The sequence below is a fragment of the Bacteroides sp. MSSM.1001136sp1_RTP21357st2_D2_RTP21359_211015 genome, from assembly GCF_040913205.1.
GTDB lineage: Bacteria > Bacteroidota > Bacteroidia > Bacteroidales > Bacteroidaceae > Bacteroides > Bacteroides ovatus.
The window spans coordinates 96347-120676 of the sequence record NZ_JBDFVF010000015.1 but is presented as its reverse complement, the minus strand read 5'-3'; the positions used below and the strand labels follow the sequence as shown (position 1 = coordinate 120676).

At 38.7% G+C, this 24330-nt stretch carries 17 protein-coding genes; 10 read left to right on the top strand and 7 right to left on the bottom strand.

The window, feature by feature from the left end; all coding sequences use genetic code 11:
- Positions 1 to 18: 18 nt before the first annotated feature.
- The 6 genes from AB5217_RS11565 to AB5217_RS11540 all read right to left on the bottom strand — a co-directional run bounded on the left by AB5217_RS11565 (position 19) and on the right by AB5217_RS11540 (position 9423).
- Complete coding sequence (locus AB5217_RS11565; protein WP_004323253.1) at positions 19 to 2568, bottom strand: hypothetical protein; 2550 nt, start codon at positions 2566 to 2568, stop codon at positions 19 to 21.
- A gap of 16 nt (positions 2569 to 2584) precedes the next feature.
- Positions 2585 to 4630: a hypothetical protein gene (locus tag AB5217_RS11560; RefSeq protein ID WP_032844479.1), complete on the bottom strand. Its 2046-nt coding sequence runs from the start codon at positions 4628 to 4630 to the stop codon at positions 2585 to 2587.
- Positions 4631 to 4647: 17 nt separating this feature from the next.
- Positions 4648 to 5622: a FimB/Mfa2 family fimbrial subunit gene (locus AB5217_RS11555; RefSeq protein WP_050486406.1), complete on the bottom strand. Its 975-nt coding sequence runs from the start codon at positions 5620 to 5622 to the stop codon at positions 4648 to 4650.
- Between the two features lie 291 nt (positions 5623 to 5913).
- Entirely contained in the window at positions 5914 to 7485 is a 1572-nt protein-coding gene (locus AB5217_RS11550; protein WP_032844481.1) for an Mfa1 family fimbria major subunit, read from the bottom strand.
- 59 nt (positions 7486 to 7544) lie between these two features.
- Positions 7545 to 8849 (bottom strand): DUF3868 domain-containing protein, encoded by a 1305-nt coding sequence (locus tag AB5217_RS11545; RefSeq protein WP_070782660.1) that lies wholly within the window; start codon positions 8847 to 8849, stop codon positions 7545 to 7547.
- Between the two features lie 4 nt (positions 8850 to 8853).
- Complete coding sequence (locus AB5217_RS11540) at positions 8854 to 9423, bottom strand: DUF3575 domain-containing protein (RefSeq protein ID WP_032844486.1); 570 nt, start codon at positions 9421 to 9423, stop codon at positions 8854 to 8856.
- Between the two features lie 268 nt (positions 9424 to 9691).
- Here AB5217_RS11540 and AB5217_RS11535 point away from each other — a divergent pair, with 268 nt between their 5' ends.
- Positions 9692 to 10606, top strand: coding sequence for a helix-turn-helix domain-containing protein (locus AB5217_RS11535; RefSeq protein WP_032847479.1), 915 nt, complete (start codon positions 9692 to 9694; stop codon positions 10604 to 10606).
- A 188-nt stretch (positions 10607 to 10794) separates the two neighbouring features.
- Here the strand turns inward: AB5217_RS11535 and AB5217_RS11530 are convergent, their stop codons facing one another.
- Entirely contained in the window at positions 10795 to 12015 is a 1221-nt protein-coding gene (locus AB5217_RS11530; RefSeq protein ID WP_211480826.1) for a site-specific integrase, read from the bottom strand.
- A 563-nt stretch (positions 12016 to 12578) separates the two neighbouring features.
- Here AB5217_RS11530 and AB5217_RS11525 point away from each other — a divergent pair.
- The 9 genes from AB5217_RS11525 to AB5217_RS11485 all read left to right on the top strand — a co-directional run bounded on the left by AB5217_RS11525 (position 12579) and on the right by AB5217_RS11485 (position 24266).
- Positions 12579 to 13061, top strand: coding sequence for a hypothetical protein (locus tag AB5217_RS11525; protein WP_032844695.1), 483 nt, complete (start codon positions 12579 to 12581; stop codon positions 13059 to 13061).
- 150 nt (positions 13062 to 13211) lie between these two features.
- Positions 13212 to 13469: a DUF1653 domain-containing protein gene (locus AB5217_RS11520; RefSeq protein ID WP_009000142.1), complete on the top strand. Its 258-nt coding sequence runs from the start codon at positions 13212 to 13214 to the stop codon at positions 13467 to 13469.
- Complete coding sequence (locus AB5217_RS11515; protein ID WP_032854845.1) at positions 13429 to 14262, top strand: hypothetical protein; 834 nt, start codon at positions 13429 to 13431, stop codon at positions 14260 to 14262. Before AB5217_RS11520 ends, AB5217_RS11515 begins: the two co-directional genes overlap by 41 nt.
- A gap of 6 nt (positions 14263 to 14268) precedes the next feature.
- On the top strand, positions 14269 to 14958 hold the full coding sequence (locus AB5217_RS11510) for a hypothetical protein (protein WP_050486515.1): 690 nt from the start codon (positions 14269 to 14271) through the stop codon (positions 14956 to 14958).
- A 351-nt stretch (positions 14959 to 15309) separates the two neighbouring features.
- Positions 15310 to 16569 carry a DNA cytosine methyltransferase gene (locus tag AB5217_RS11505; protein ID WP_032846858.1) on the top strand — a complete coding sequence of 420 codons (1260 nt, stop codon included), beginning with the start codon at positions 15310 to 15312 and terminating at the stop codon, positions 16567 to 16569.
- Positions 16559 to 18031 (top strand): ATP-binding protein, encoded by a 1473-nt coding sequence (locus tag AB5217_RS11500; RefSeq protein ID WP_032846857.1) that lies wholly within the window; start codon positions 16559 to 16561, stop codon positions 18029 to 18031. Before AB5217_RS11505 ends, AB5217_RS11500 begins: the two co-directional genes overlap by 11 nt.
- On the top strand, positions 18024 to 20942 hold the full coding sequence (locus AB5217_RS11495) for a Z1 domain-containing protein (RefSeq protein WP_032854844.1): 2919 nt from the start codon (positions 18024 to 18026) through the stop codon (positions 20940 to 20942). The genes AB5217_RS11500 and AB5217_RS11495 overlap by 8 nt, the downstream gene beginning before the upstream one ends.
- Positions 20935 to 21927, top strand: coding sequence for a PD-(D/E)XK motif protein (locus AB5217_RS11490; RefSeq protein WP_032854843.1), 993 nt, complete (start codon positions 20935 to 20937; stop codon positions 21925 to 21927). The genes AB5217_RS11495 and AB5217_RS11490 overlap by 8 nt, the downstream gene beginning before the upstream one ends.
- Positions 21924 to 24266, top strand: a complete 2343-nt coding sequence (locus AB5217_RS11485) for an AIPR family protein (protein ID WP_032845194.1) — start codon at positions 21924 to 21926, stop codon at positions 24264 to 24266. Before AB5217_RS11490 ends, AB5217_RS11485 begins: the two co-directional genes overlap by 4 nt.
- The last annotated feature ends 64 nt before the right edge of the window (positions 24267 to 24330 follow it).

Genomic DNA, 24330 nt, shown 5'->3' with positions numbered 1-24330 from the left:
TTTTAGATTTCTAATGAATTATTCCTTTACACAGCGTATCGAAGCAGGCACTGAAGTAACCACCGGATTATATATATTATATTCAAAGTCCATAGCAGTATATGGATGAAAGTTAAACATGAGCCCACTATGTTCTTTGTCAGCAGGATGAGGTGAAGAACACCAGTAAACTCCCCATTTTCCTAACTTTATACCATCACCATTAGGTCTATAAGTCTCCGGCAAATAAATTAGCTTCGTTTCATCAATCCCTGCATTATCATAATAAAAGGTTGATCCATTCGCAAAATAACTTTTTATGAAATACATATCCCCAAGTGACGCTCCGGCTGGGGGGAATATGGCGATCTCACCTTTACTCAAGATTTTAAAAACGTCATGCGGCGCAACTTTATAACCATATGGACAAGGGTCATACAACGATTTTAATGTTTCTTTAGGGAAAGCATCCTGTTCCCCGTCCGGATTTCCCCACAGATATTTCAGTTCTGTTGTTTTCGTACACCAAGATTCACCCCCCAATCCTCTCCTTGGACTATACAAGGAACTCGGAGTACTTATAGCTTGACCGGCAGTCACTCGTTCATCGGAATATTTATATACGCCCTGACCACTTCTTACGTCATATAAAATGGTACGTATGCCATCATAAGTCAATGAACCCGAAAACGGGTCTTTACGTCCCCATTGATAATGCAGCCCTTGAACAGTGCCTAAATACGCTTTAGTAGCAGTAGCACCAAGATTACGGTCCATCACTTTATAGTTATTGCCCGTGTATATCGAAGTGACGAATTCCAGTATCTTTGGGGTAGCCGTACACCAAAGGTGCCAACTCCACAACACTTTCGCATCCTCCGCATTAGGATTAGTCTTATCATAAACAGCTATCACTGCATTTCCCCGGCTTCGTCCCATTTTCACCTGAACCCTGCCATTGACTAAAGCAACTTGTTCCACCAGTTCATCCGTGTCCTGCCAAAGCAATTTGGCCGATAAAGGATGAATATTGGCACCACCGGCTTTTGTCAAGATATTGCCACTTGCGTCTTCAAACTTCCCTTCGTCAATAATACCGTCCACTCCGTTTCCCATTATGGTAGCAGTGAAAGAATAAGAACCTGCACCTCTATCTGCTATATAACTATTGGCAGTCCCTTCCGTGTCTAACGGAGTAAAAGTATCCAATGAACTGACAGGAATATATTCCACATGCACATTGTCGGAAGAAATTTCTATAAAACCACCTTCATAATTGGCGGGAACACTACCGGTGGTACAATAGAAATTCATTACTTGTGCGGCAGTGAGGTCATAAATGCCACTGTTATCCGCCAGTTTATCCGTTTCCGTTATTCCATTGCAATATAACTGTAAATCTGTTGTTGATATTAAATCTGTCTTATTAGGCTTCAAAGCTCTGATTTGTAAGCGTCCCGGAGCATGACAGTCCACTTTCAGCAGTTTCACCGGGTCGACAATATCTTTAATCAAAGTTATTTTTGTCCTGTCTATATCAAAGTCAACGCCTCCTACAATATCACCCGTAACCCCTACATCTTCCCAATCAAGCATATCTGTGAATACTTTCACTTCATCAAGACTTAGCACTTGTACGTCCACCGAATAAATATGGTTACGTTTCATCCGATAAGAATCTTCCGCTTTTACAGGTATCGTACGTTCTATCACCCGACTAGCTATTCCGTCCGTCACAGGAATAGTCAGTTTCAATGATGTCACGTTAATAGCCGGGTCATACTCCTCTTCCTGTTCCAGATAATTTTCATAAACAAATAATGGATAAAAAGTAATAGCTTCACCGTTAATCTCCACTTGTTCATGAGCAAGTATATCATATAAGCTCACTTCCGGATAATCCGGATAATTTAATGAAGATGCCGGCAGATTTTCAACAACAGCCTCATTGGCATGAGAAGAGAACGGAGCATACTTACGAATCCTATCTGCAGCATGAATCACCTGTATTTTTACATCTCCTATCATCAATTCCTGCGGAACAGTAAATGAGGTTGTCCGAACAGTAGTCCGTAGTTTGGCGACTCCCCGTAACAAATGCACGGAAGCTTTGAAATTTCTATTTATGCCGTCCTCAATCACTCCCGTACCTGACATGTAGAAAGGGGAAACCGGCTGTCCGGAGATTATTGCGGGAGTGTCTTCATTGGCACGTACCCGCAAGGTGTAACCCGCCTCCAATGTCCCTATATCAAACAGTGTAGAAACCGCATAGACACTATCAACATCCGTAGGGGTCAATGTCAATGCTCCGTCTGCTGTGGAACGGGATGCTATCACAGTCCCGCTATTCATAACATCCATGAAAAGCCGCTCAACCTTGTTCTCACCGGCCATCCCATTCTCTATGCTTCGGACAACCGGTTGTTTTCCCCCGGGTATTACCAAACGGAGTTCCATCCGTTCCTTGCCGTCGGGTATCATGTTGTCCACATTGCCAATATCACAATTTCTAATATCTTCCACACATGAAGATAATAAAAGCAGTATAAAAGCAAACTTATATCCTATTACCATTTTATTCGTCATAGATGTAACCTCCATTTTACTCTTTCACACAACGTACAGCACCCGCAGTCGCTTCATCCCAAATAACACTTTCACCCTTACCGTGAATACGCTCTGTCCAATACAGACACATGTTCCGACACTTCATATCTCGACCAAGGTTTCCTGCACGAAGCATAACAACCTGCCCCAAGGATCCTGACAGCTCCCCAGTCCCCCCGTGTCTATATCCTGCTGCAGGATAATAAATATCACTCCTACCAGCAAATCCGCCGCCATATCTTTCTTCATAGAAAACCTGCTCCAGACCAGAATCTTCCCATGGAGTAGATATGCCATCTTTGCCGGCAGGAACTCTCCAACCATCCGGACAAGGGTCAAAAATCGTTTTCTTTCCAGATTTCGTATTCCACAAATAAGGATACTTGGTAGAGTACGAAAACCAGAGGAGTTGTGAGGGTGCTGTATAATATGCCATCGGATTATTCACTGAACCCGGTATATTATTAATATCCGACGTAGATACACTAATTTTAGTAATAGGCTTAATTTCGCCAGTGACGCTATACAATTCTTCTTCAGGCTCCGTATAAAGCCAACCCTTAGCTGGTGGAAACGGATCTTTCCGCCCCCATTGATATAGAAATCCCTTAGACTCAATTCCTCCCTGCTTCTCATCATAGTTATTATATGTTGCCCCCAAATTACGATCCATCCAAGTATAACCATTAAACTCTTGTTGTCCCTCTTCTAAATTCGGATCATAGTCTGTGCACCAGATATGCCAGCTCCAGTAAATCTTTCCATTCACTTTCATCGCTATCACTGCATTGCCAGACTGATTTTCCGTTTCCACACTGATATAAGCTTTATCACGTTTTTCCGCATTCATAACCTTCACTCCGGAAGCCGGCACTACCCCTATTCTATCTACCCAAAGTACTTCGGCCGTAACCTCACCATCGGGAATAGGTGTACGTTCAAATTCATCCATTTGTGCCCATGCCTTGTACACCCCGTCAGTGGGAATGTGCACCCTTCCGCCGGGCGATACCACATAACAGTTTGTTATACGTATATCGTTCACTTCTTCTACTTGGGGTTCTAACGCTATCCACGGACACACTGTCAAGTTTATATCCAAATAGACTGTTTTTTGCATGAACCGGCACAGTAATTGATAAACATGATTACGCTCCAGTTTTTCCAAAGGCGCTTTGCCGGAATTATCCGAATCCACACCCAACTCTATCATATCGTAATCATCAAAACCGATATTCAATTTATTGTTTTTACACTCCATTTCCGGAATATAAAACGAGTAAGCCAGCACGCCCTTGTCTTCAGGAGAAGTTTCTTCAGGGATCTCACTGACTTTCTTTCTCGATAACAGATTGAGAACGGAAGACGCATAACTTCCTGTTCTTTTTGGGGATACGAATCCTGTCTTGGAAACTCCAGTCACAACCAATGTGGTAGGCATCAAGACCTCCTCCCAGTTCTTTGCCTCCTTCCGCATATAAACATCCACACGCGCCACAGCACGGTCTACACGCATGTTGACTGTCTGCGTCGTTCCCTCCGCCGCATCCACTCCTGCCAGTTCTCCATACATGGGAAGACAGTAGTCTTTAGTGTATTCCACCACATTGGTTCTTGTGGATAAGTAGTCCGCCATTTGATACTGTACGTCCACCAAGTCATTGGGATGATCCACAGACTCCAATATAGCGCGGGTATCAAAGTCAACAGGTTCGTTTACAATGGCATACAATGTTTTCCCGGTGGCGGCTTTCACCGTAAAAACCGGAGTAGTATAAGTCCCGTCGATAGCGGAAAGCCCTTGCCAGTAATACATCTTATCCAGTGACGTGCCGTCAAAAACATAGATGCGTAGCCGGCTGATGCGGGTTTCATTCGCGTTCAACACTACCGGGTCACTCGTGACACGTGTGCTGATATTCATGCTCATCCGTACTTCTCCGGGATTTAGCGGATCGACTGTCTGTCCACTTTCCGTACAGGAAAACAAGAACAACAGCAACCACGCCCACCATATACAGCCTTTATATCTCATATTCATCAATCTTTGTTTATTTATCAGAGATCTTCGCCTTTCAGCCAGATAGTCCAGCCGTTAATCATAATCTTAGTAGAAAGGAAATTCAATAATTCCGGGTTATAGAAAAAGACAATCGCATACTCACTCTGACGGTCGAGGTATTCCTGTGCCGGGATATTGTGCCCTTCCATTTTAGTAAGCAGCAGGTAAGGTATCAGGTCAACCTTCATCAGTTCCTTACTATCCGACTTGCGTGTAAGCGTCAGGTATACCTTTTTATGTTCGAGCAGGCGCATGGTATTCATTTCTGCCACAATGCCCACATCTTCCACTTTTTCCAGATGATACGGCTGGTAACTAATCATGTCGTCATCCAGCAAGTCATTATTCCAGTCGTAATATCCGTTGTCCGCCCGGATTTCGAACAGGCAATCATTCATATCCAGTTCTTCTCCCGGACCAGACTTTTGCAGAATAAAGCGGAATTTATTGGTATTCTTTATCAGGCGGACCGTTTCCGTCTGTTCCTGTTTGCCGGTAAAGTTTACGGTCTGTATCCCGCCATACCAGAGAGGCTCCAAAACTTTATTATGTATCAAGGATTCTTCCCGTTTCATTTTTACCGTCAAATCTTTCAGTGTCGATTTTCCGGCAACCAGTTCCGGCATTTCAAAGGCATCGCTCATTCCCGCCCACGTAGCTATCCGGTATTCCCCAATTGGCAGTTGTAACTGCATACGGTAGCTGCCACTGCCCAGAGTTTTCCCTTGTTCACTCTTCTTCATGATAAACGTGCCATCCTTGTCGAATACAAACACATCGACACGATTCACTTGAGCCGCAAAAGCATCGGTGAACTCCATGTTATAGTCATACCGGAAACTAACATATAACTGACATTCCGGTAGTGTCTCATCTATGGATGTGCAAGAAAAGAGTACAAGCAGTAATAACAGGCAACTTCCATAACTTATCTGCCGGACGGCACCTTTTGTATTCATTATCTTTCTCATAATCATCTATGGTTCTATTATTTTTCTAATTTCATATATGGTGTGGAAAAGCGCCTTTGTGCTTTTCTCGGAATAATCTGTTTTAGTGGACAAGTCTTAAAACTTGTCTGTATGGCAAGACCTGTTTTTATCAAGTTTTTCATATCAAGGTCTTGATTCACGGAAATAAGCCTCCGCCGGCTGAATAAAAAATGAAAAGAAAGAAAAAAGAAGGCGTCACAAGACAAACTGCGCCGTATCATAACGCCTTCTTATAATTTTAATTGTTATTTTAGCCCGATATATCAGTCATTACAAATCCACTCCCTGACTCCAAGTAGTCCATGGGTTAACTGTAATATTTACAGAGAGATATGCTTCTTGGTCATCATCGTCTTCACCCGGATTTGTAGGTTTAGTAGGATCTGTCTTGTCAGGAATCCAGGGAGTACCCGGTTGCTTCACGCTGTTGATAGTCAATGTGTACCAGTTGTTGCGCACGACACCGTATTTACCATGTGCCATCCATGCAGTGATTTCGTCATCATGACGAATCAGGATGTTATAGTAGCATACGCCTTTCTGGAAGTATTCCACACCTACTGTTTCGCCGGCTGTTGCATCAGGTTTGGAGTATTCGCCACCACTCTTAAGGCCGTCCAGTTCAGCAATAGTAATAGAGGCAAAATCAGCACCGACAGTCTTTTCTTGTGCAGTGGCGGCTTTGGCAATACGTGCATAGAACTGGTCACAAAGATCGATTATCTGTTGTTGTGCCGCATCCGGTGTACCAGCAGCCGCAGCATTATATACTGCCTGCAAATCAGCCAATGTCTTGTAAGTGACACCCAAAAGGCGGAACCAGCTTTCGCCCACAGTAAATGAATTAGGAGTGTAAACCGCACTTGCTACGGCAGCCGTAGTCTGCGCCTGGGTTTGCGCGTCATGTTCCATTGTGTTCTCAAGACAGTATTTGCTGTCTGTCATGGGAGAGAAGTCAGCAGGCAAAACACCTTTATCAGATACTTTCAGGTAGTTGAACTGCGACACATTGAATCCTGCCTTTTCATAGTTCGGGTCAATTCTATAATCTGCATCAGCAGAACCTCCGGCAGGCATTACTATTTCAGAATATGGGAACATGCTCTTGTTGGTTACATTCAATGCCCAGTTACCGAATGTACAGGTCACTCCGGCAGGAACTATGACGCCGGCCGGATTTGTTCCTAAAGAAACTTTAGCAACTATACGGTCTACAAAAATCTTTGAACGGTCAGTTTCGGCTGCGGCTATCGCGTCAGCAACGTCAGAAATACCCGCGTCGCCAACCTTTTTTACTTTAGCTTCCGCCAATGCTCCGTTAGTAGGGTTTGTATTGTCGCCGGCATTAATCATCATAAAGTTGTCCTTTGACGCTCCAATCACTTCATCAAGTGTCTGCTCCACAGCACCATTGATGACAGACCAGGGAGCGGAAGCTACACAGGCAGCCTTGAACTTGCCGCTCGGATTGACCACTGCCAGTACTTTGGCGGTAGCGGAAGGTACTTTGAATGCCTTTCCGGCATATCCTGACTTATCAGCACCACCTACATTCAAGATATAGTCGGTTGTACCCAATGTCTTTGTTTCCAAGCAAACATTCGACGCATCAAACAATGCGAGAAGCACTTCGTTTACTTTCTGTTCTTCCGCACTGCCATGGTCTTTTCCCGGAGCACGTGTTCCCGTACTTTTAGGCATTGTCACAGATACGGACATATAAGCCTCCCTGCCGTCTACCGGCAACTGGTCTTGTCCGCCGGTTGCCATCTCTTCATCATTACTACATGCTGCCATCGCCAGTCCGACAAACAGCGTTAAAAAAGATTTGTCCAATTTCATTGTTTTAAAATTTAATGAATACTAAAATGTTAATTACTAAGTATAAGTTTCAGATTATATTATTCAGTTTTTATACCTTCCAAACGTTTCAGGTACATCCGCATCGCATCATAATCTCCCATTTCCCATGCTACGATAGCGGCGTTGTTGTTAGCCATCCTGTCACTCGGAAAGCGGTCGGCAATCATCCGGATAATCCTGTTGTATTCGTCCGAACCTTTGCCGTAGCTGACTGCGACCTGATACATTTCGTTATGGTTCATTTTGTCGGGGCGCGTCTTGATTATTTCCCGCCCTTGCTCCACGGAGAACGGAACCACCGTATAGCTGACTGTATATTCCACCAGGCGCAGCTTCGGATATACCTCTTGCAGTAAGGCATTATAGATTTTTCCGCCGTCGATAGCTTTTATCTTCGCGTCGCGTGCATCCGGTTCGGGAGTCTGCCCGATAATATCAAGCACTTTCTGCATATAGGAAGGACAGTATTCGCGCAACCATGCAGCTAGTCCCTCCCAATTCTCCGGCACCGAACGGCATTCTATCATACTGTCGTCCAGCTTATAGGCATGTTTCAGGTTTTGTACCAACGCTTTCGCACGTTGTTCGGAAAGGCGGGCATTGGCGTCATAATTGCCTTCCGGCGATGAGTAGCCCACTATCTTAATCCGGGCAATACGATAGTTATCATCTTCACGGATAGAATCAATGGACGAATGGATTTTAGCCAGTTCGGTAGGATTATTCATATAATCGGCAAGCAATGCCGACTGGTTCACTTTAAAATTAAGATATGCGCTGCGGGTGAAAGAACGACGTTTCTCCTCTGCCTGTGCCACCATTATTTCCAGATTCGGGCGTTCCACTACCTCTTTGAATAAAGGAAGTTCCGCAACGGGGGCATTACCCAGTGCTTCTCCGCAACCTGCGCATCCCTGTAATTCACGGAATATCTCGACACGTGCTCCGGACATCCACTCCTGTGCCGGAACTGTTTCGTTATATTCTAACAACATATCCCGTTTCCTGTTAAAACGAATCATTTCCTGTCCCTCTCCCGCAGCCGGTTCTTTGCCATACAGACTTTCTTTCCGCTTGTTCATGCGATAACGGTTTCTGCCTGCAATGCAGACTGAAGGCAGGGCGAGCGTATCGTTTTCCGACCGGCTGATTATCAAGGGAGTGATTATCATTTGTCGGCGTGAAGGAAGCCGCAGTATGCTGCAATCCATATTAAATGAGACTTCCACTTTGTCATCGCTTATTTTCCGGGCAACGGCTTGTCCGATATTTATCTCCTGGGCATGGGCGGAAACTGCGCCTAGCAGTCCCAAGGTCACGTATATACAGATTCTTTTCATCATTAACCTATTTTATAATGTATATGATACTCACTGCAGCTTTTGTCGGGCCGAAGTAGTTTTTCTTCTCATTTTTCTGAATGGTTCCACATGTGGCACAAGGATATTTGGAGTGATCCAACCGGGCATATCCGACTCCAAGTACAGCCTCCATGCTCCAGCGGTTACCGAGCAGCCACTGATAACCGTAGGATATTCCGCCGCCCCACAAATGCCCCTGATAGCGGTGACGTTCCATATTATCACTTAGAAATGACATTCCGCCCACATTGTATTTGGCGTAGTGTCCGTGCAGACCCAGAAAATGACCGTTGAATTTCTCACAAAGCCAGTAGCGAAGTTCCGGCTGTACGCCCCAGTGGCGCAGGCGCGTTTCATCATCAAACTTCCAGGGATTATAATTTCCGGATAAATCGAGAGACCATTTCTTGCCCAAACCTATTTCCAGCCCCAAGTTCATTGTAGTAGTAGCGTCATAAAGCAAATTAGTCTTTACTGCAACCTTTTGGGCGTAAGAGTTGCCCGTATTACAAAGTAGTATTCCCAAGACTCCGATTAAACATAGATATTTCTTCATGTCGTCTTATTATTTATTATTGCTTTTGTTTCATCTCTATTCCGTAATAGAGATGAAACAAAAGAATACAAACAATAAAAACCTAATTACCAATGATTTATATCACATAAAGCACCCATATAACGTTTCAGTATCATGATAAAATGAATCATAGCAAACAAAACAGAAAATAATATTCTGATATATAATTCATTAAAAATACAGATACTGAAACAATTGTGAAACAAACAGATAGGTAACAGACCAAACAATCAAAACAGTTATTGCCATGGAAACAAAACTTATGAAAAGCGAATTGCTGTACATCGAAGAACACCTGTCATGCCAAAACTACATGACAACGATTGAAACCGGATTCAAGTATCTTGAGTTCAATAAGAACACAGAATTTGAGGAAGACACTACAAGTAAGAATTATCTTCTATTCTTCCTGAAAGGTGATTTCACCATAACTTGCAACCAGTTCCACAACAGACTGTTTCATGCCGGAGAGATGATACTCATCCCACGTTCTTCCCGGCTGAAGGGAATTGGAGAAAACGGTTCAAGCCTGCTCTCCATGTTTTTCGATATGCCCGAAGGAAACTGTGACAAGCTCATATTGCAATCTTTATCAGACCTTTGCGACAACATTGAATATGACTTCTCACCGATTAGAATACACTACCCGCTGACACCATTCCTCGAAGTGCTGACCCACTGTATCAAGAACGGAATGAATTGCGCTCACCTGCACACCCTGATGCAACGGGAATTTTTCTTTCTCCTGCGCGGATTTTATGAAAAGCAGGAGATTGCAGTATTATTTCATCCTATCATCGGAAAAGAAATGAACTTCAAGGATTTTGTCATGCGCAACCATACCAAAGTGGATAATATAGAACAGCTCATCTCACTATCGAACCTGGGAAGAAGCCGCTTCTTTTCCAAATTCAACGAGGTGTTCGGAATGACTGCCAAACAATGGATGCTGAAACAAAAGAACCAAAGGATACTCGAAAAAATGACCGAACCGGGAGTATGTATAAAAGACGCCGTTGAAGAATTGGGATTTGATTCGCAGAGTAACTTCAACCGTCACTGCAAACTATATTTCGGATGTACCGCCAAACAGTTAATGGAACGCTGCCAGACCGAAAACAACCCTATTTATGAGGATAACCACGCAACATGTACAAAATGAATAAAAAAATGTACTTTATGACAATTCATATTATAAAAAAATAAGCTTACTTTGCAGCGTGAAAATAGTTCAAAACAACAAAGAGATTTTAATATAATCTCTATTACGGAATAGATTACAATACTGCAAAGATAAATAAAAATATTATATCTTCTAATTTTCAACAGATTAAATTACAAATTTTCATTTCACTTGGATAAATTTGTAACTATGCTGTTCACCTGATTGAGCATGGACACATCGAAATCTTTCAAATAGACACGTGTCATTTCTTCCGAAGTGTGCCCTAGTCCGGCACTAATCACAGAAATTGGTGCTCCATAGTCACGGGCAAGGGTAGCCCAGGTATGGCGGGCGGTGTACGTCGTCAACGCAACTTTTATATCAGCTGCAACAGCGATTTTCTTCAAATGGCGGTTGATACGCCCTAACGCCAGGCGGTATTGTTTGTATCCCGAAGCATATTCACCGCTGATGATCGGAAAGAGATACTCATTCTCCGTCTTATATTTATCGATCAAGCCCTGCATCTGGGGAGTCACCGCTATGCGAATCAACTGTTTCGACTTATGACGGGAATAAGTCAGCACACCATTGCAAATATCGCTCTTCCTCAAAAGGACAATATCAACAAAAGCCATTCCCTGCGCATAAAAGCTGAACAGATACAAATCGCGGGCAAACTCCAGTTCAGGTTCATTCTCCAAATTCAAGTCCGCCAGATTCTGCATATCCGTCCGTGACAAAGCACGTTTCATCGTTTTCGCCGGGCGGGTCTGTGCCTTCGCAAACGGATATTCGCCACGAGGATGATAACCGTCCGTTACCGCCTGGTTATACAAAGAGCGCAAATTGCGCAGATAATAGCTTACCGTATTTCCAGAAGAGCCGTTACTATACAGGAAATCCTCGTATCTCCTAACGAACGCCAAATCAACCTCTGACATCCGCACATCAGGGCGACCTATAAATTTTGCCAACGACGAACGGGTGCTCTTGTAGGCCGCAGCCATCCCCACTTTCTTCAGTTCCTGCTTACGCTCAATCTGCGCATTGATATATCGCAATAAATAAAACTGTGGTTTTCCTGTACCAAAAGCATTTTGAGCCAGAATATCCTCCACTGTAAATTCTTCCCTTGTCCGCTCAAGCTGCCTGATCCGTGTATCAATCCGATTCCGCATCTTCCGTAGCTCGCGGTTCATTTTCACGACCTCTGTAGCCGTAAAAGTAGAACTTACGCCATTCATAATCTTCCCTTCCAGCTCGTCAAACACTTCCTCTTTCACCCGGTAGCCTGTATACAGTAACTTTTTTCTCCGATTGTGGATCACCTGAAATACTAAAGGATAACTGCCATTATTCAATATCCTGCTCTTATTCAGCATAAGTTTCACTGATGTTATCATATCTTGCTTTTTTTGTTTGAGACGTAAAAGTACGAAGTTCACCTTACTTATCAGAACTATTTTTCCGCCTGTTACGCAAGAAACAAGAAATGGAATAAAAAGTTTTTCCACTTTAAGAATAGTTATCTGATAAATATAGTTAAAATACACGTTCTAGCAATTAGTATATTTTTATTACATATTTCCAATATACATACGCATAAATTAGATATGTATACCATTTATGATATTTCATTACATAATATAAAGATTACCGCTATTCTTCCTTTTGAAAAATTAGAATATTAGGCATAGCTTTGCACTATGGATTTTAGGGAGCCGTCCGTTCCTTTAAAAGGAAGAGGTCATTCCTCGGTGTGCAACGGGTCGTTCCTTTTAAAGGAACGGTCCGTTGGTTTTAAAGGAAAAACCGGCATTTGTAACCATTTGAATTTCAACTTCTTACTGAATTAGAATTCCGTCCCCGTAACCCATGGGATTTTTTCCAACAAACACGACGGAATCTGCCGCACGAAGCGGCAATCAGTATACAACAAATTTCAACAATTCAAAATTCAAATCCCATGGTTACAGTCACGTTTGCCATCAAGCCATATCTGGCGAGGTATATGTATGTCCGGTACGGACAAAGTTTAGAACTTCTATCGCATAACAATCCACCGTCAAGGCTCCCCATTCCAATCCACCTCTCCCACCTCACTCCCATTTATCACTTCCTGCATCAATTATCCGTTCCTCATCCGCAAGGCGTCTCTTGGAAAGAGACAGGAAATATCACTTTTGTTCTTCCTAGCCCAAGGCAGGGCAAGAACCCGGAAATCTACAATTATTTCAGTCAGGACAGTATCTTTATTATTGAAAAGGAAATTGAGGTGGAAATGAAAGCAGAGCTTTATTCATTCCTGTTGGAGAATAAGTTCAAAAATGGGGTGATGTATATAAAGTCGATGCATGAGTTTGTGGTAAAGTATGATATGGCGGAGTCGGTGGAAGAGGAAAGTTTGATGAGAGGGTTTCAGAGGTGGAGAAAGAAAATGAAAAAATGACGCTACGAAGAAATCATACCTTATTTAATAGCGATATCATTTAACAACGACAGGTTATACAACGTTAAAAAAAAAAATATCAGAAACAACCGGCTCTTATTATCTAAGAATTTACTACTTTTATACCTGCATAAGAACAATGGTAGTATTATGGAAAAAGAACGATATTTCATTCATTTTAAAGGTGGACTATATAAAATGCTGGGTATTGCCCAGCATAGTGAGACACTTGAGGAGATGGTTGTTTATCAGGCATTATATGGTAAGCATGAAATATGGGTCCGTCCTAAAACTATGTTTTTTGATAAGATAGTACGAAATGGTATTAAAATAGATCGTTTTAAAGAAATAACAGAAAAAGAAATATATGCCTATTACCCAGAAAGAAAAGAAATATCTGAAGAATAAACACAAAGGTGGGAAAAATAATAGCAAAGGAGCTATCTATGAAAGCTACTACGCAACTTACCAAATTGTTTCATTTATGAATCAATATATTACCCAATTAAGTAACGTCCACCTAACGACACAACTACATGACGCCTTTGTTGATGATCTTTTTATTGAAGAACCTAATGCTCATAAAACCTATCATCAACTAAAAGATGTGAAAGATTTAACATGGGAAACTAGTAAGTTAAAATATGATTTTAAAAGACAAACAGAGATTTCGTCAGAAAGAAACGAGAAGTTCAAACTGAAACTAATTTATTCAAATCCTAATAGTTCAGTATCTACTGTTCCTTCTGAAATTAGTTCGTATACAACATCAGAATATTTTCCTTCTTGTTCTAGTATCAACCAATTAATTCTATCACATCCTATATTTAAGGAAGCAATCCAGCAAATAACAGTATCACAACAAGCAGAAAATGATGAATTATTTGGAATTGCAGCTGCTATTTTAGGAGCATGGAATTCTGTTGAACAAGAAAGTGTATCTCTACAACAGATTTTGGATATTGTACATTCAATAGGTAAAGGGTATGTGAACATAAAAACATATCCAAACGTTGAAATATCAGAAGAATGCAAGATTCTCCTAAATCAGTTTGGAATCAGTTTTCTTGAAAAAGGGACTACTGTATACTGGAACTATCACAACATGAATGGAGAGGTTGTCTGGACAAGCGAAATTGAACAAAAGTTACAGAAAGCCAATCCTGCAAATATTTGGGATTTAATGGAATTATTAAGTTGAAATAGAATGAATATGAGAACTTATACCAATATAACATACGAAAAGAACAGAGATATTATTCAATTGATGCATATCTTATCCAATCCCAATACCTCAATTGAAATTTATCGTAATACCTTCTACAAACTAGGCAAAGCACTAGGAGCTTTGCTGGATGAAAAGAAACATAGCAGGTATGGAAATACCATGCTGGCATGTGCATCAGAAGATGCTGACTGGTTGGCACAAGGTGTTTTAAGCTCTATTTCACAGAAAAATGTTGCATTAGCCGTTTTTTGGAATCAGAGAATCACTTTGGATGAAACAACAAAATTGGAATATAGTCCGATTGTAAAATCTTATATAGAGCCGATTGAAGAGTGTCAAACTCTAATTGTTGTAAAATCAATTATAAGCAGTTCCTGTGTGGTAAAAACACAACTAACCAGATTGGTGGAAAAAATGAACCCGCTTAATATTTATATATTATCTCCAGTAATGTATAAGGATGCTCAAAAGAACTTGCAAAAAGAGTTTCCTGAATCTATAAGCAATAAATTCGAATTTCTGACATTTGCTATCGATACATCCAAAGATGCGCAAGGAAGTGTATTACCCGGAGTTGGTGGAATGATATACCCCAAACTCGGATTAGGTGATATATATGAAAAAAATAGATATATACCCAATCTTGTCAAGGAACGAATGGCGCTATAACAGAACAGGAGCTACTTATAAGAATTATTTGCGTAGATCAGATGACAGCCAGACTACATATCATCGTAAGCCCACCTTATCATGAATGACTTCATATAGTGAATTCATGCTTCTATACTCGAAACCTATCATCAACTCTATAATAAAAAAACACTCTCATTAAGGTAAACAATTCATCTATGCATTTTAGACAAATTTATTCGCATGTTTGAAGATTATCTTATAACTTTGCAATATTAAATGACTAATGCTATAGAATCGCATCATCAACCTTATATATCACTACAAATATAATATGATACAGAAGGTAATATAAATGCATATAGAATATTATACTTAGAAAAAACAGATATGGCATATACTTTTAATTTTATAGATTTGTTTGCTGGCGCAGGTGGCTTGTCTGAAGGATTTATCCGGGCCGGGTTTACTCCTATTGCCCATATCGAAATGAATAAATATGCTTGTGATACTCTACGTTCAAGAATGGCTTACCATTACCTAAAACAGCATAACAGACTTGAAGAATATATTAAGTATCTAAAAGAAAAACAAGAAGGAGAAAGCGGACAAAAGCTCTGGGAAAAAGTTCCCGACGAGGTTATCGACTCGGTTATCAATGAAGAAATATCGGACGAAACATTAGCCGACATTTTCATAAAGGTTGATAAATTAAAAGGTAATAAGCAAGTAGATTTTATCATTGGTGGGCCTCCTTGTCAAGCCTATTCAATTGTTGGACGCGCCCGTGATCCTAAAAACATGAAAAAAGATCCACGAAACTTCTTATATAAATACTATTTACAATTTCTAAAACGATATGAACCTAAAATGTTTGTATTCGAAAATGTTCCAGGCATTTTATCTGCACAAAATGGAATTCATTTAGAAAACATCTTGAAAGGTATAGACAAAGCAGGATATAAAATAGAACTGAAAAAATTGAAGGCATCCGATTACGGAGTTCTCCAGAATCGTGAAAGAGTTATTATTGTAGGATGGAGAAAAGAATTAAATTTAAAATATCCAGAATTAGAAAAAGAAGAAAATCCATATAAGATTTTACCCGATTTATTTTCTGATTTACCCGAAAGACAGCAAGGAGAAGGTAGTTTAACAGATATCGTTCAATATGTAGCTCCGGCTACAGGATATTTACAACAATCTAAAGTCCGTAATAGCTTAGATTTCACTACGCAGCATATTGCCAGGCCCCATAATCTTATTGATCTGGAAATTTACAAACGAGCAATAAAATTATGGTTAGAAAAAAAAGCACGACTTAATTATGCTGATTTACCTCCTGAATTACAAAAGCATAATAATAAACAAGCCTTTCTTAATCGCTTTCAAGTAGTTAACCATGAGGGGTGTTGTCATACCGTTGTTGCACATATTGCAATGGACGGACATTATTACATTTATCCGTCACTAAAACAAATACGTTCAATTACTGTTCGGGAAGCTGCACGAATACAATCGTTTCCTGATGATTATTATTTTGAGGGGAGTAGAACAGCTGCTTTCAAACAAATAGGCAATGCAGTCCCAGTAATTTTAGCAGAAAAAATTGCTAATAAAATTAAAGAGCAATTTACTTATGAACTATAATATTACAGATACTACAGTAGCAGAGCCATGTGCCTCCTCAATGATACTTACCTTTCGGGCAATCGGCTACAATTTGGAAGCAGCAGTTGCTGATATTATAGACAATTCCATTTCAGCAAATGCCCAAAACATATGGTTTAATTCCGAATGGCAAGGTGGTAATTCTTTCATTACAATATTAGATGATGGTTGTGGAATGAATCATGAAGAACTTGTACAAGCAATGAAGCCTGGTGCAAAAAATCCAATGGATGAACGATCAGAAAAAGACTTAGGACGTTTCGGTCTGGGATTGAAAACAGCTTCATTTTCACAATGCCAAAAATTAATTGTTCTTAGCAAAAAAGCAGGTTTTGCTCCTATTTATTGGATTTGGGATTTGAATTATGTAAATCAAACGAATAAATGGGAACTTATTCGCTATCCAATTCCAGACATATTTTTACACGCACTTGATGAATTAAAATCCGGCACCCTTGTCATATGGACAGATTTAGACCGTATCATTCCTACAAACACATTAAATTCTAATGAAATTGCAAAAGGCAAGTTTTTAGAGCAAATGGAAAAAGTCAGACAGCACTTGTCTATGACTTTTCATAGATTCATAGAAGAAAAGAATATAAAACTCTTTTGTTGGGGGCATGAGATTAAGCCATGGAATCCTTTTCTATTAACAGAAAAAGCTACGCAAGCATTTCCTGAAGAGCATTTCAATGAAGCCAAAATGAAAGGATATGTTCTACCACATAAATGTCACCTTACAGAAGAAATATACAAAACAGCCGAAGGTATAAACGGATGGACTAACCAACAAGGATTTTATGTATATCGTGGCAAGCGACTCATATTAGCAGGGGATTGGTTAGGACTTTTCCGTAAAGAAGAACATTACAAATTAGTACGTATTCAAATTGACCTGCCCAACAAATTAGACACAGATTGGCAAATTGACATAAAAAAATCGACAGCGCGTCCACCATTTACATGCCGAGAACAAATAAAAAAATACGCTCTTGAAGTCCGTAATCGTGGTGTAGAAGTTTTTCGGCATAGAGGTAAAATTCTTACAATAAGGAAACAGCAAGAATTTCAACCACTTTGGCTCGAAAAAAAGCAAGGAAAGAAATACTCATTCATTATCAATCGAGATCATCTAATGATTGCCGAATTCAAACGATTAGCAAAAATAGAACCAGATAAAGCTATAGAATATCTTTTACGTTTTGTGGAAGAAACCATACCGACCAAATCTGTCTTCATTCGTGAATCGGAACAAGGCGTAAATACAGAGCCATTTGAGGAAACAAATTTAGAAGTCGTAAAACTCATGATTAAACAAATTTATAAAACTCAAATAGCCACAGGCAAGAATGTTGAGCAAGTTAAACTTATACTTGCCAGCATGGAACCATTTAATAATTTTCCTGAACTCATAGAAATTGTAGACTCATATGAATGAAAGTGCAAAAAAATATTGTGAGAATTGTTTAAGCAAACAGATTATTATCCATGCAGAAACAATAAACAAAATTATCGAACAGTGCTTAATTGAATTCCCTTCAACAAATACACAACAATTAAAAGAGTATTTGTATCAATATTGCCAAGAAAAAGCATTTAAAAACTCCCGTGCTAACATTGGCGAAAAGTCAAGTGCAACTGATGAAGAAATTAACATTGCCATAGAAAGAAGTGCTATGTGTTATCCGACAATAGATAAAAAGCAACTGCATATTGAATTATTGAAGTTGTATAATGTCAGACAAGAAGAATACAAAATGCTTTTTGACAATGAACGAAATACCCCATGGCTACTAGATTTTAAAGCAAATCATCAAAATAGTGATTGGAAATTTTGGAACAGATATATTACCTATCTACAAAATAGTAAAAATTTTGCTCCTAAAGTTATTAATGAAATAGATCGTCTTACCGATGACATTTTGGACAAGCTTTACGATCCAACGATTCATAATGTAAAAGGTATAGACAAAAAAGGACTTGTAGTCGGACAAGTACAATCTGGCAAAACTGCTAATTACACAGGACTGATATGCAAAGCAGCTGATGCAGGTTTTAATCTTATCATCGTTTTAGCAGGTATGCACAACAATCTACGCAGCCAAACACAACACCGATTAGATGAAGACTTTTTAGGATTTGATACAGCACACGAAAGAGCATGGCAAACAAACGGTACAAACAGAATTGGTGTTGGTGTATTAGACAATAATAATACAGCCATTTCCATAACCACAATAAAATCTGATTTTAAAAAGTCATTGGCTGACAGTTTGGGAATTAGTTTTGATATTCAAACTCCATTGTTACTTGTTGTAAAGAAAAATACAACTGTACTAAAACGTCTTAATACTTGGTTGCTTTCACAAACGCAAGAAATTAACGGTGAAAAAAGAATCACAAATAAATCTTTACTTATAATCGATGACGAGGCCGATAACGCCTCAATCAACACCAAAAAAGCAGATGAAGCACCAACAGCAATCAATGGATGGATACGAAAAATCGCCGGACATTTCTATCGCTTTGGATATGTTGGCTACACAGCCACCCCATTTGCCAACATCTTTATTCCACTTGACAAAGATGACCTATTCCCGCGGGATTTTATTATAAATCTACCTGCACCAAGTAATTATATAGGCGCTGAAAAGATTTTTGGAACCTCATTAGAAGTAAATGATACAAACGACGATTTATTACCTATTGTTCGTAAAATAAATGATTATCAAAGCTTTTTTCCCGATAGTCATAAGAAAGATGATGAACCACCAACATCACTACCTATATCATTACAAACAGCTATAAAGTGTTTTATTGTAACTTGCGCCATTCGCATTGCACGAGGACAAGCAGACAAACACAATTCAATGCTCATTCATGTTTCCCGTTATTTAAATTGGCAAAATTCACTTAAAGAAATTATTAATAATTTATTTCTATACTACAAACGAGGTATTGAACAAGAGGACAAAGGCGTCCTAAAACAATTTCGAGATATTTTTGAAGTTGATACGGAAAACTATATTTCATATTGTACTACAACACAGAATATACTAAACTCTTCGTTTAAAGACATTGACAGCAAAATAAAAATACATAGTTGGGAAGATATAAAACCTAACTTGTATAAAGCTGTACAGAAAATCAAAATAATGTCAATCAACGGTCAATCTGCTGACACCTTGGAGTATTACGAAAATGAAAAAACAGGAATTTCAGTAATAGCCATTGGTGGTGACAAACTTTCTCGAGGATTAACTTTGGAAGGACTATCAGTAAGCTACTTTTTACGCGCCTCAAAAATGTACGACACTCTCATGCAAATGGGACGTTGGTTTGGCTATCGTCCCGGATATGTTGATTTATGCCGTTTATTCACAAGCAGTGAGCTCAACGAATGGTTCAGACACATTACAATGGCAAGTGAAGATTTACGAGAGGAATTTGACGCAATGTGGAATGCAAAAGCTACACCAGAAAAATATGCTTTGAAAGTACGTACTCATCCAGGCCAATTACAAATTACAGCAATCACAAAAATGCGCAATGTAGATAGAATACAAGTATCATGGTCTGGCCGTTTAGTTGAAACTTATCAACTTCCAACCGACAAAGGGGTAATCCACAAGAACCTAGTCGCAACACAAGATTTCCTTTCAAAGTTGGGAATTCCTCTTATAAAAGGCAGCAATGACTATCTCTGGTTAAAAGTCTCTCCCATAGATGTTCTAAAATTCTTTTCAGAGTTTACAGTCCCCCCACAACTTACTAAAGTAGATTTAACATTAATCAGCAATTTTATTCGCAAACTCAATCAAGCTGGGGAACTCGGAGCATGGAGTGTTGCTTTAATGAACAAGGCCAACGCATCAAAACATTTTACAGTATCAAATAAAGTCAGTGCAGGTTGTTTTATTCGAAACACAGCAGGAGACACCGAGACTTATATAATTAAGAAGAATCATATTATCGGAAAGCAAACAGATGAATTCATTGATTTGGATAATGCCGATTTATCTGATGCCTGGCTCGCATCAAAACAAGACAAAGACTGGAAAAAGAACTATCCAAAACCTAAACTTGTTCGAGAATTATCCCGTGATGTAAATAATCCATTATTGATTATCTATCCGCTTGATCCTTTAGGTGCAAATCCAAAAGATGAAAATAGTATAACTATTTTTCAGGAAAACGATGATGTAATAATTGGTTTTGCTATTGTTTTTCCCAAAAGTAATACACAGCATACTGTAGAATTTGCGATAAATACCTCTTTAGCAAATGAATATTATCAATCTGAAATTGATTTTGATGATAACAATGATAACTTAGAAGACAATGAATAATATATTGGAAATATGGGAGAATATTGAACAATCCAACGAAATCGGATTGTTAAAGCGATTATATACAAATGATTCTGAATTATTTATTTATGCTATTTTTCAAAATCCAGAAAGACATTGTGGAATTGCTTTATCATTCAATGAACATACACATATTGATATTTCCTCTTTCTCTAATTTGCGTGATCTACAAATTGTCTTAATGCATGATAAATCATTCCCATGCAACAAGCTACTTATCATAAAGTTATTACATTACCAAAGCCGCGATATTTTCGCAGTCATGTGTGAAAATATGATACAATCAGTTTTATCATTACATTCTGAAAAACAAATCGCAAAAACGATCATTAATCAATTAGAAAAATGGCAAGCACTTTTCGAAAAGTTGAAAGGTGAAGGTTTAACATCATCAGAGCAACAAGGGCTTTATGGTGAATTACATTTTTTACAAAAGATTATCATCAGGCAAAACGCTATTGCAGCTCTCAACGCTTGGGTAGGAACAGATAAGGAAATACGCGACTTTCAGTACAATGACTGGGCGATTGAAGTAAAAACCACATCTGGCAACAATCATCAGAAAGTTAATATTAGCAATGAAAGACAATTAGACGAGACATTATTAAGAAATTTATTTCTATTTCACTTATCAGTTGAAGTAGCCAAAAAGAACGGTGAAAGTCTAAATAGTAAAATCGATACTATTAGAAAGGTGTTGCAAGACAATATTTCTGCCCAAAACTTATTTAACAATAAACTTCTAGAAGCAGGATACTTTGATAGACATAAGTACCTATATGAAGAAAAATGTTATCAAATTCGCAATGAAAACTACTACAAAATAGACGGAGATTTTCCACGTATCAAAGAACAAGAGATCCGTAATGGCATAGGTGATATCAAGTATTCAATTATACTTTCACAATGCATGGATTATTTAATTTCTGAAAATACTGTATTTGACAAAATAAGTATCTTATGAGCGAAATAAATAAATACTACTTATCCTTATTACAAGAGATTCGAACAATGCAAGACACTGCTGAAAATGGAGCAAGCCAAGAGCAGCTATTTACACAGATTGCATTAGAAATGCTTGCAGAAGCTGGTGAAACCGAAAATGCCACATTTGCATATGATGAGAAAGAACTAGGAACTAAAGGGCAACACAAAATTAATGGTTATGCAATGTCTGACAATTATGAAACGATAGATTTATTTATTTCTATTTTTCAGAATACAGAAGTACCACAAAAAATTACAAAAGAAGAAATAGATAGAGCGGCCAAACGCATTACAAACTTTTTCCGAAAAGCATTTTACAATGAATATGCTAAAGATATTGATGAATCATCACCTATTTTTCAATTTGCATATGATTTAGCTAAACTTCCAGAAATAAGAGAAACACTTGTACGGGTCAATGCAATAATTCTCACCAACGGTACCTACAACGGCGATATCCCTAAACAAGAAAAGGTTGCCGGACAAGACATTTATTACAATATCTTTGATATTAACCGCTTATACGCGATATCTGAAAAATCTCATATATCTATTGAACTGGATTTTGATGAACAGCAAATCAAAATTCCTTGTTTGAAAGCTCCTATTGATAATAGTGATTATGAATCATACATTGCTATAATGCCAGGACAAGGATTAGCAATGCTATACAAACAATTTGGTGCTCGATTATTAGAACAAAATGTACGTTCCTTTCTACAATTCACTGGAAAAATAAACAGAGGAATACGAAAAACCATTAACGAAGAATCACATATGTTCTTAGCTTATAATAATGGAATCTCTGCAACAGCTGACAACATAGAACTTGACGAGACTGGGCATTATGTAAAAAGAATCAGCAACTTACAAATTGTAAATGGTGGGCAAACAACCGCCTCCATTTATCATACTTGGGATAAAGACAAAGCTGACATTTCAAATATTTTCGTACAAATGAAAATATCTGTCATCAAAAAAGCTGATTCTTACAGTGAGATTGTATCGCGTATTTCCCAATATGCCAATACTCAAAACAAAGTTAATAATGCAGATTTTTCGGCCAATAATCCAATACTTATTGAATTGGAAAAAATATCACGCCGTTCATTCTCGCCCATTACTCCACAACGTAATATTCCAACAATCTGGTTTTTTGAACGAGCTAATGGACAATATAAAAACATGCGCTTACGTGATGGATTTACCCCTTCCCGAGCTAAACAATTTGATTTAAAATATCCCAAGAAGCAGATGTTCAAAAAGACAGATTTAGCAAAATTCGTCAATTCTTATGGGGAAATTCAAGAAGGCAAAAAACTAACTATCGGTCCACATATTGTTGTTCGCGGAAATGAAAAGAATTATGCCCAATTCATAAACTACAACTTGCCTAAAAAAGTTACAGGAATATATTTTGAAGATGTCATTGCCAAATTTATATTATTTCGGGAAGCAGAGAAACTGTATGGCATCAAACCCAATAACATTGGTGAAATGCGTAATGCAGTTGTACCATATGCTATTTCACTGTTTGGTTACCTCACTGATTATAAGCTTAATTTAGAAAAAATATGGAAAAATCAAAAGATCTCTGATGAGTTGTCAGCAGCACTCTATTCATTAATGAAACAACTTAATGAATTCATTTTGCATAACTCACCAAGTTCCCATTATATTGAATGGGCAAAAAAAGAAGATTGTTGGGAAACTATAAAACAACAACAATGGAATATTGATATTAATAGTATTAAGGCTGATTTTGCAACAGATGAACAACTAAAAAAACGTAAGTCAGCCGCTGACAATTTAGATATTGATTCAATTCAAAAAGAATATGAAACTGCATTATTGCGTTCAATTCCATACGCTCTCTGGAAAAAAATTGAAGAATGGGGAAAAGATACAGGCTATCTAACCACGAGTCAACAATCTTTCGCGGGTTTTGATATGGCAAATACTATAAAATTCAATAGAAAAATTACAGATAATAATCGTAAGAAAGCTATGACTATTTACGAAATTGTTTGTACGAATAATATTGAGCTGCTTGCAGAAGCTGATGAACTCACAGAGGAGCAAAAAACAGACCTGTCAACAACTGTAAAAGACAGTACAAGTGCAGACCACGGAATAACCATTGAGTTAATACAAAAAATGGTTGCTTGGGATAAACATCGCCGTATTCTTAAAGATTGGCAATGGAATGTTATGAATGAAATTATTTCAGGAAAAAAAACTTTAAATGATCGTCTAGCATGGGGATGTAAACAAAATCTCAAAACATTAAAACAACACGGTTTCACAGAAGAATAATTTTTCAGACACTGTCCACAATCTTGTGTAAATAGAAAACTATGAGAAGAATTTGCAATGAAGA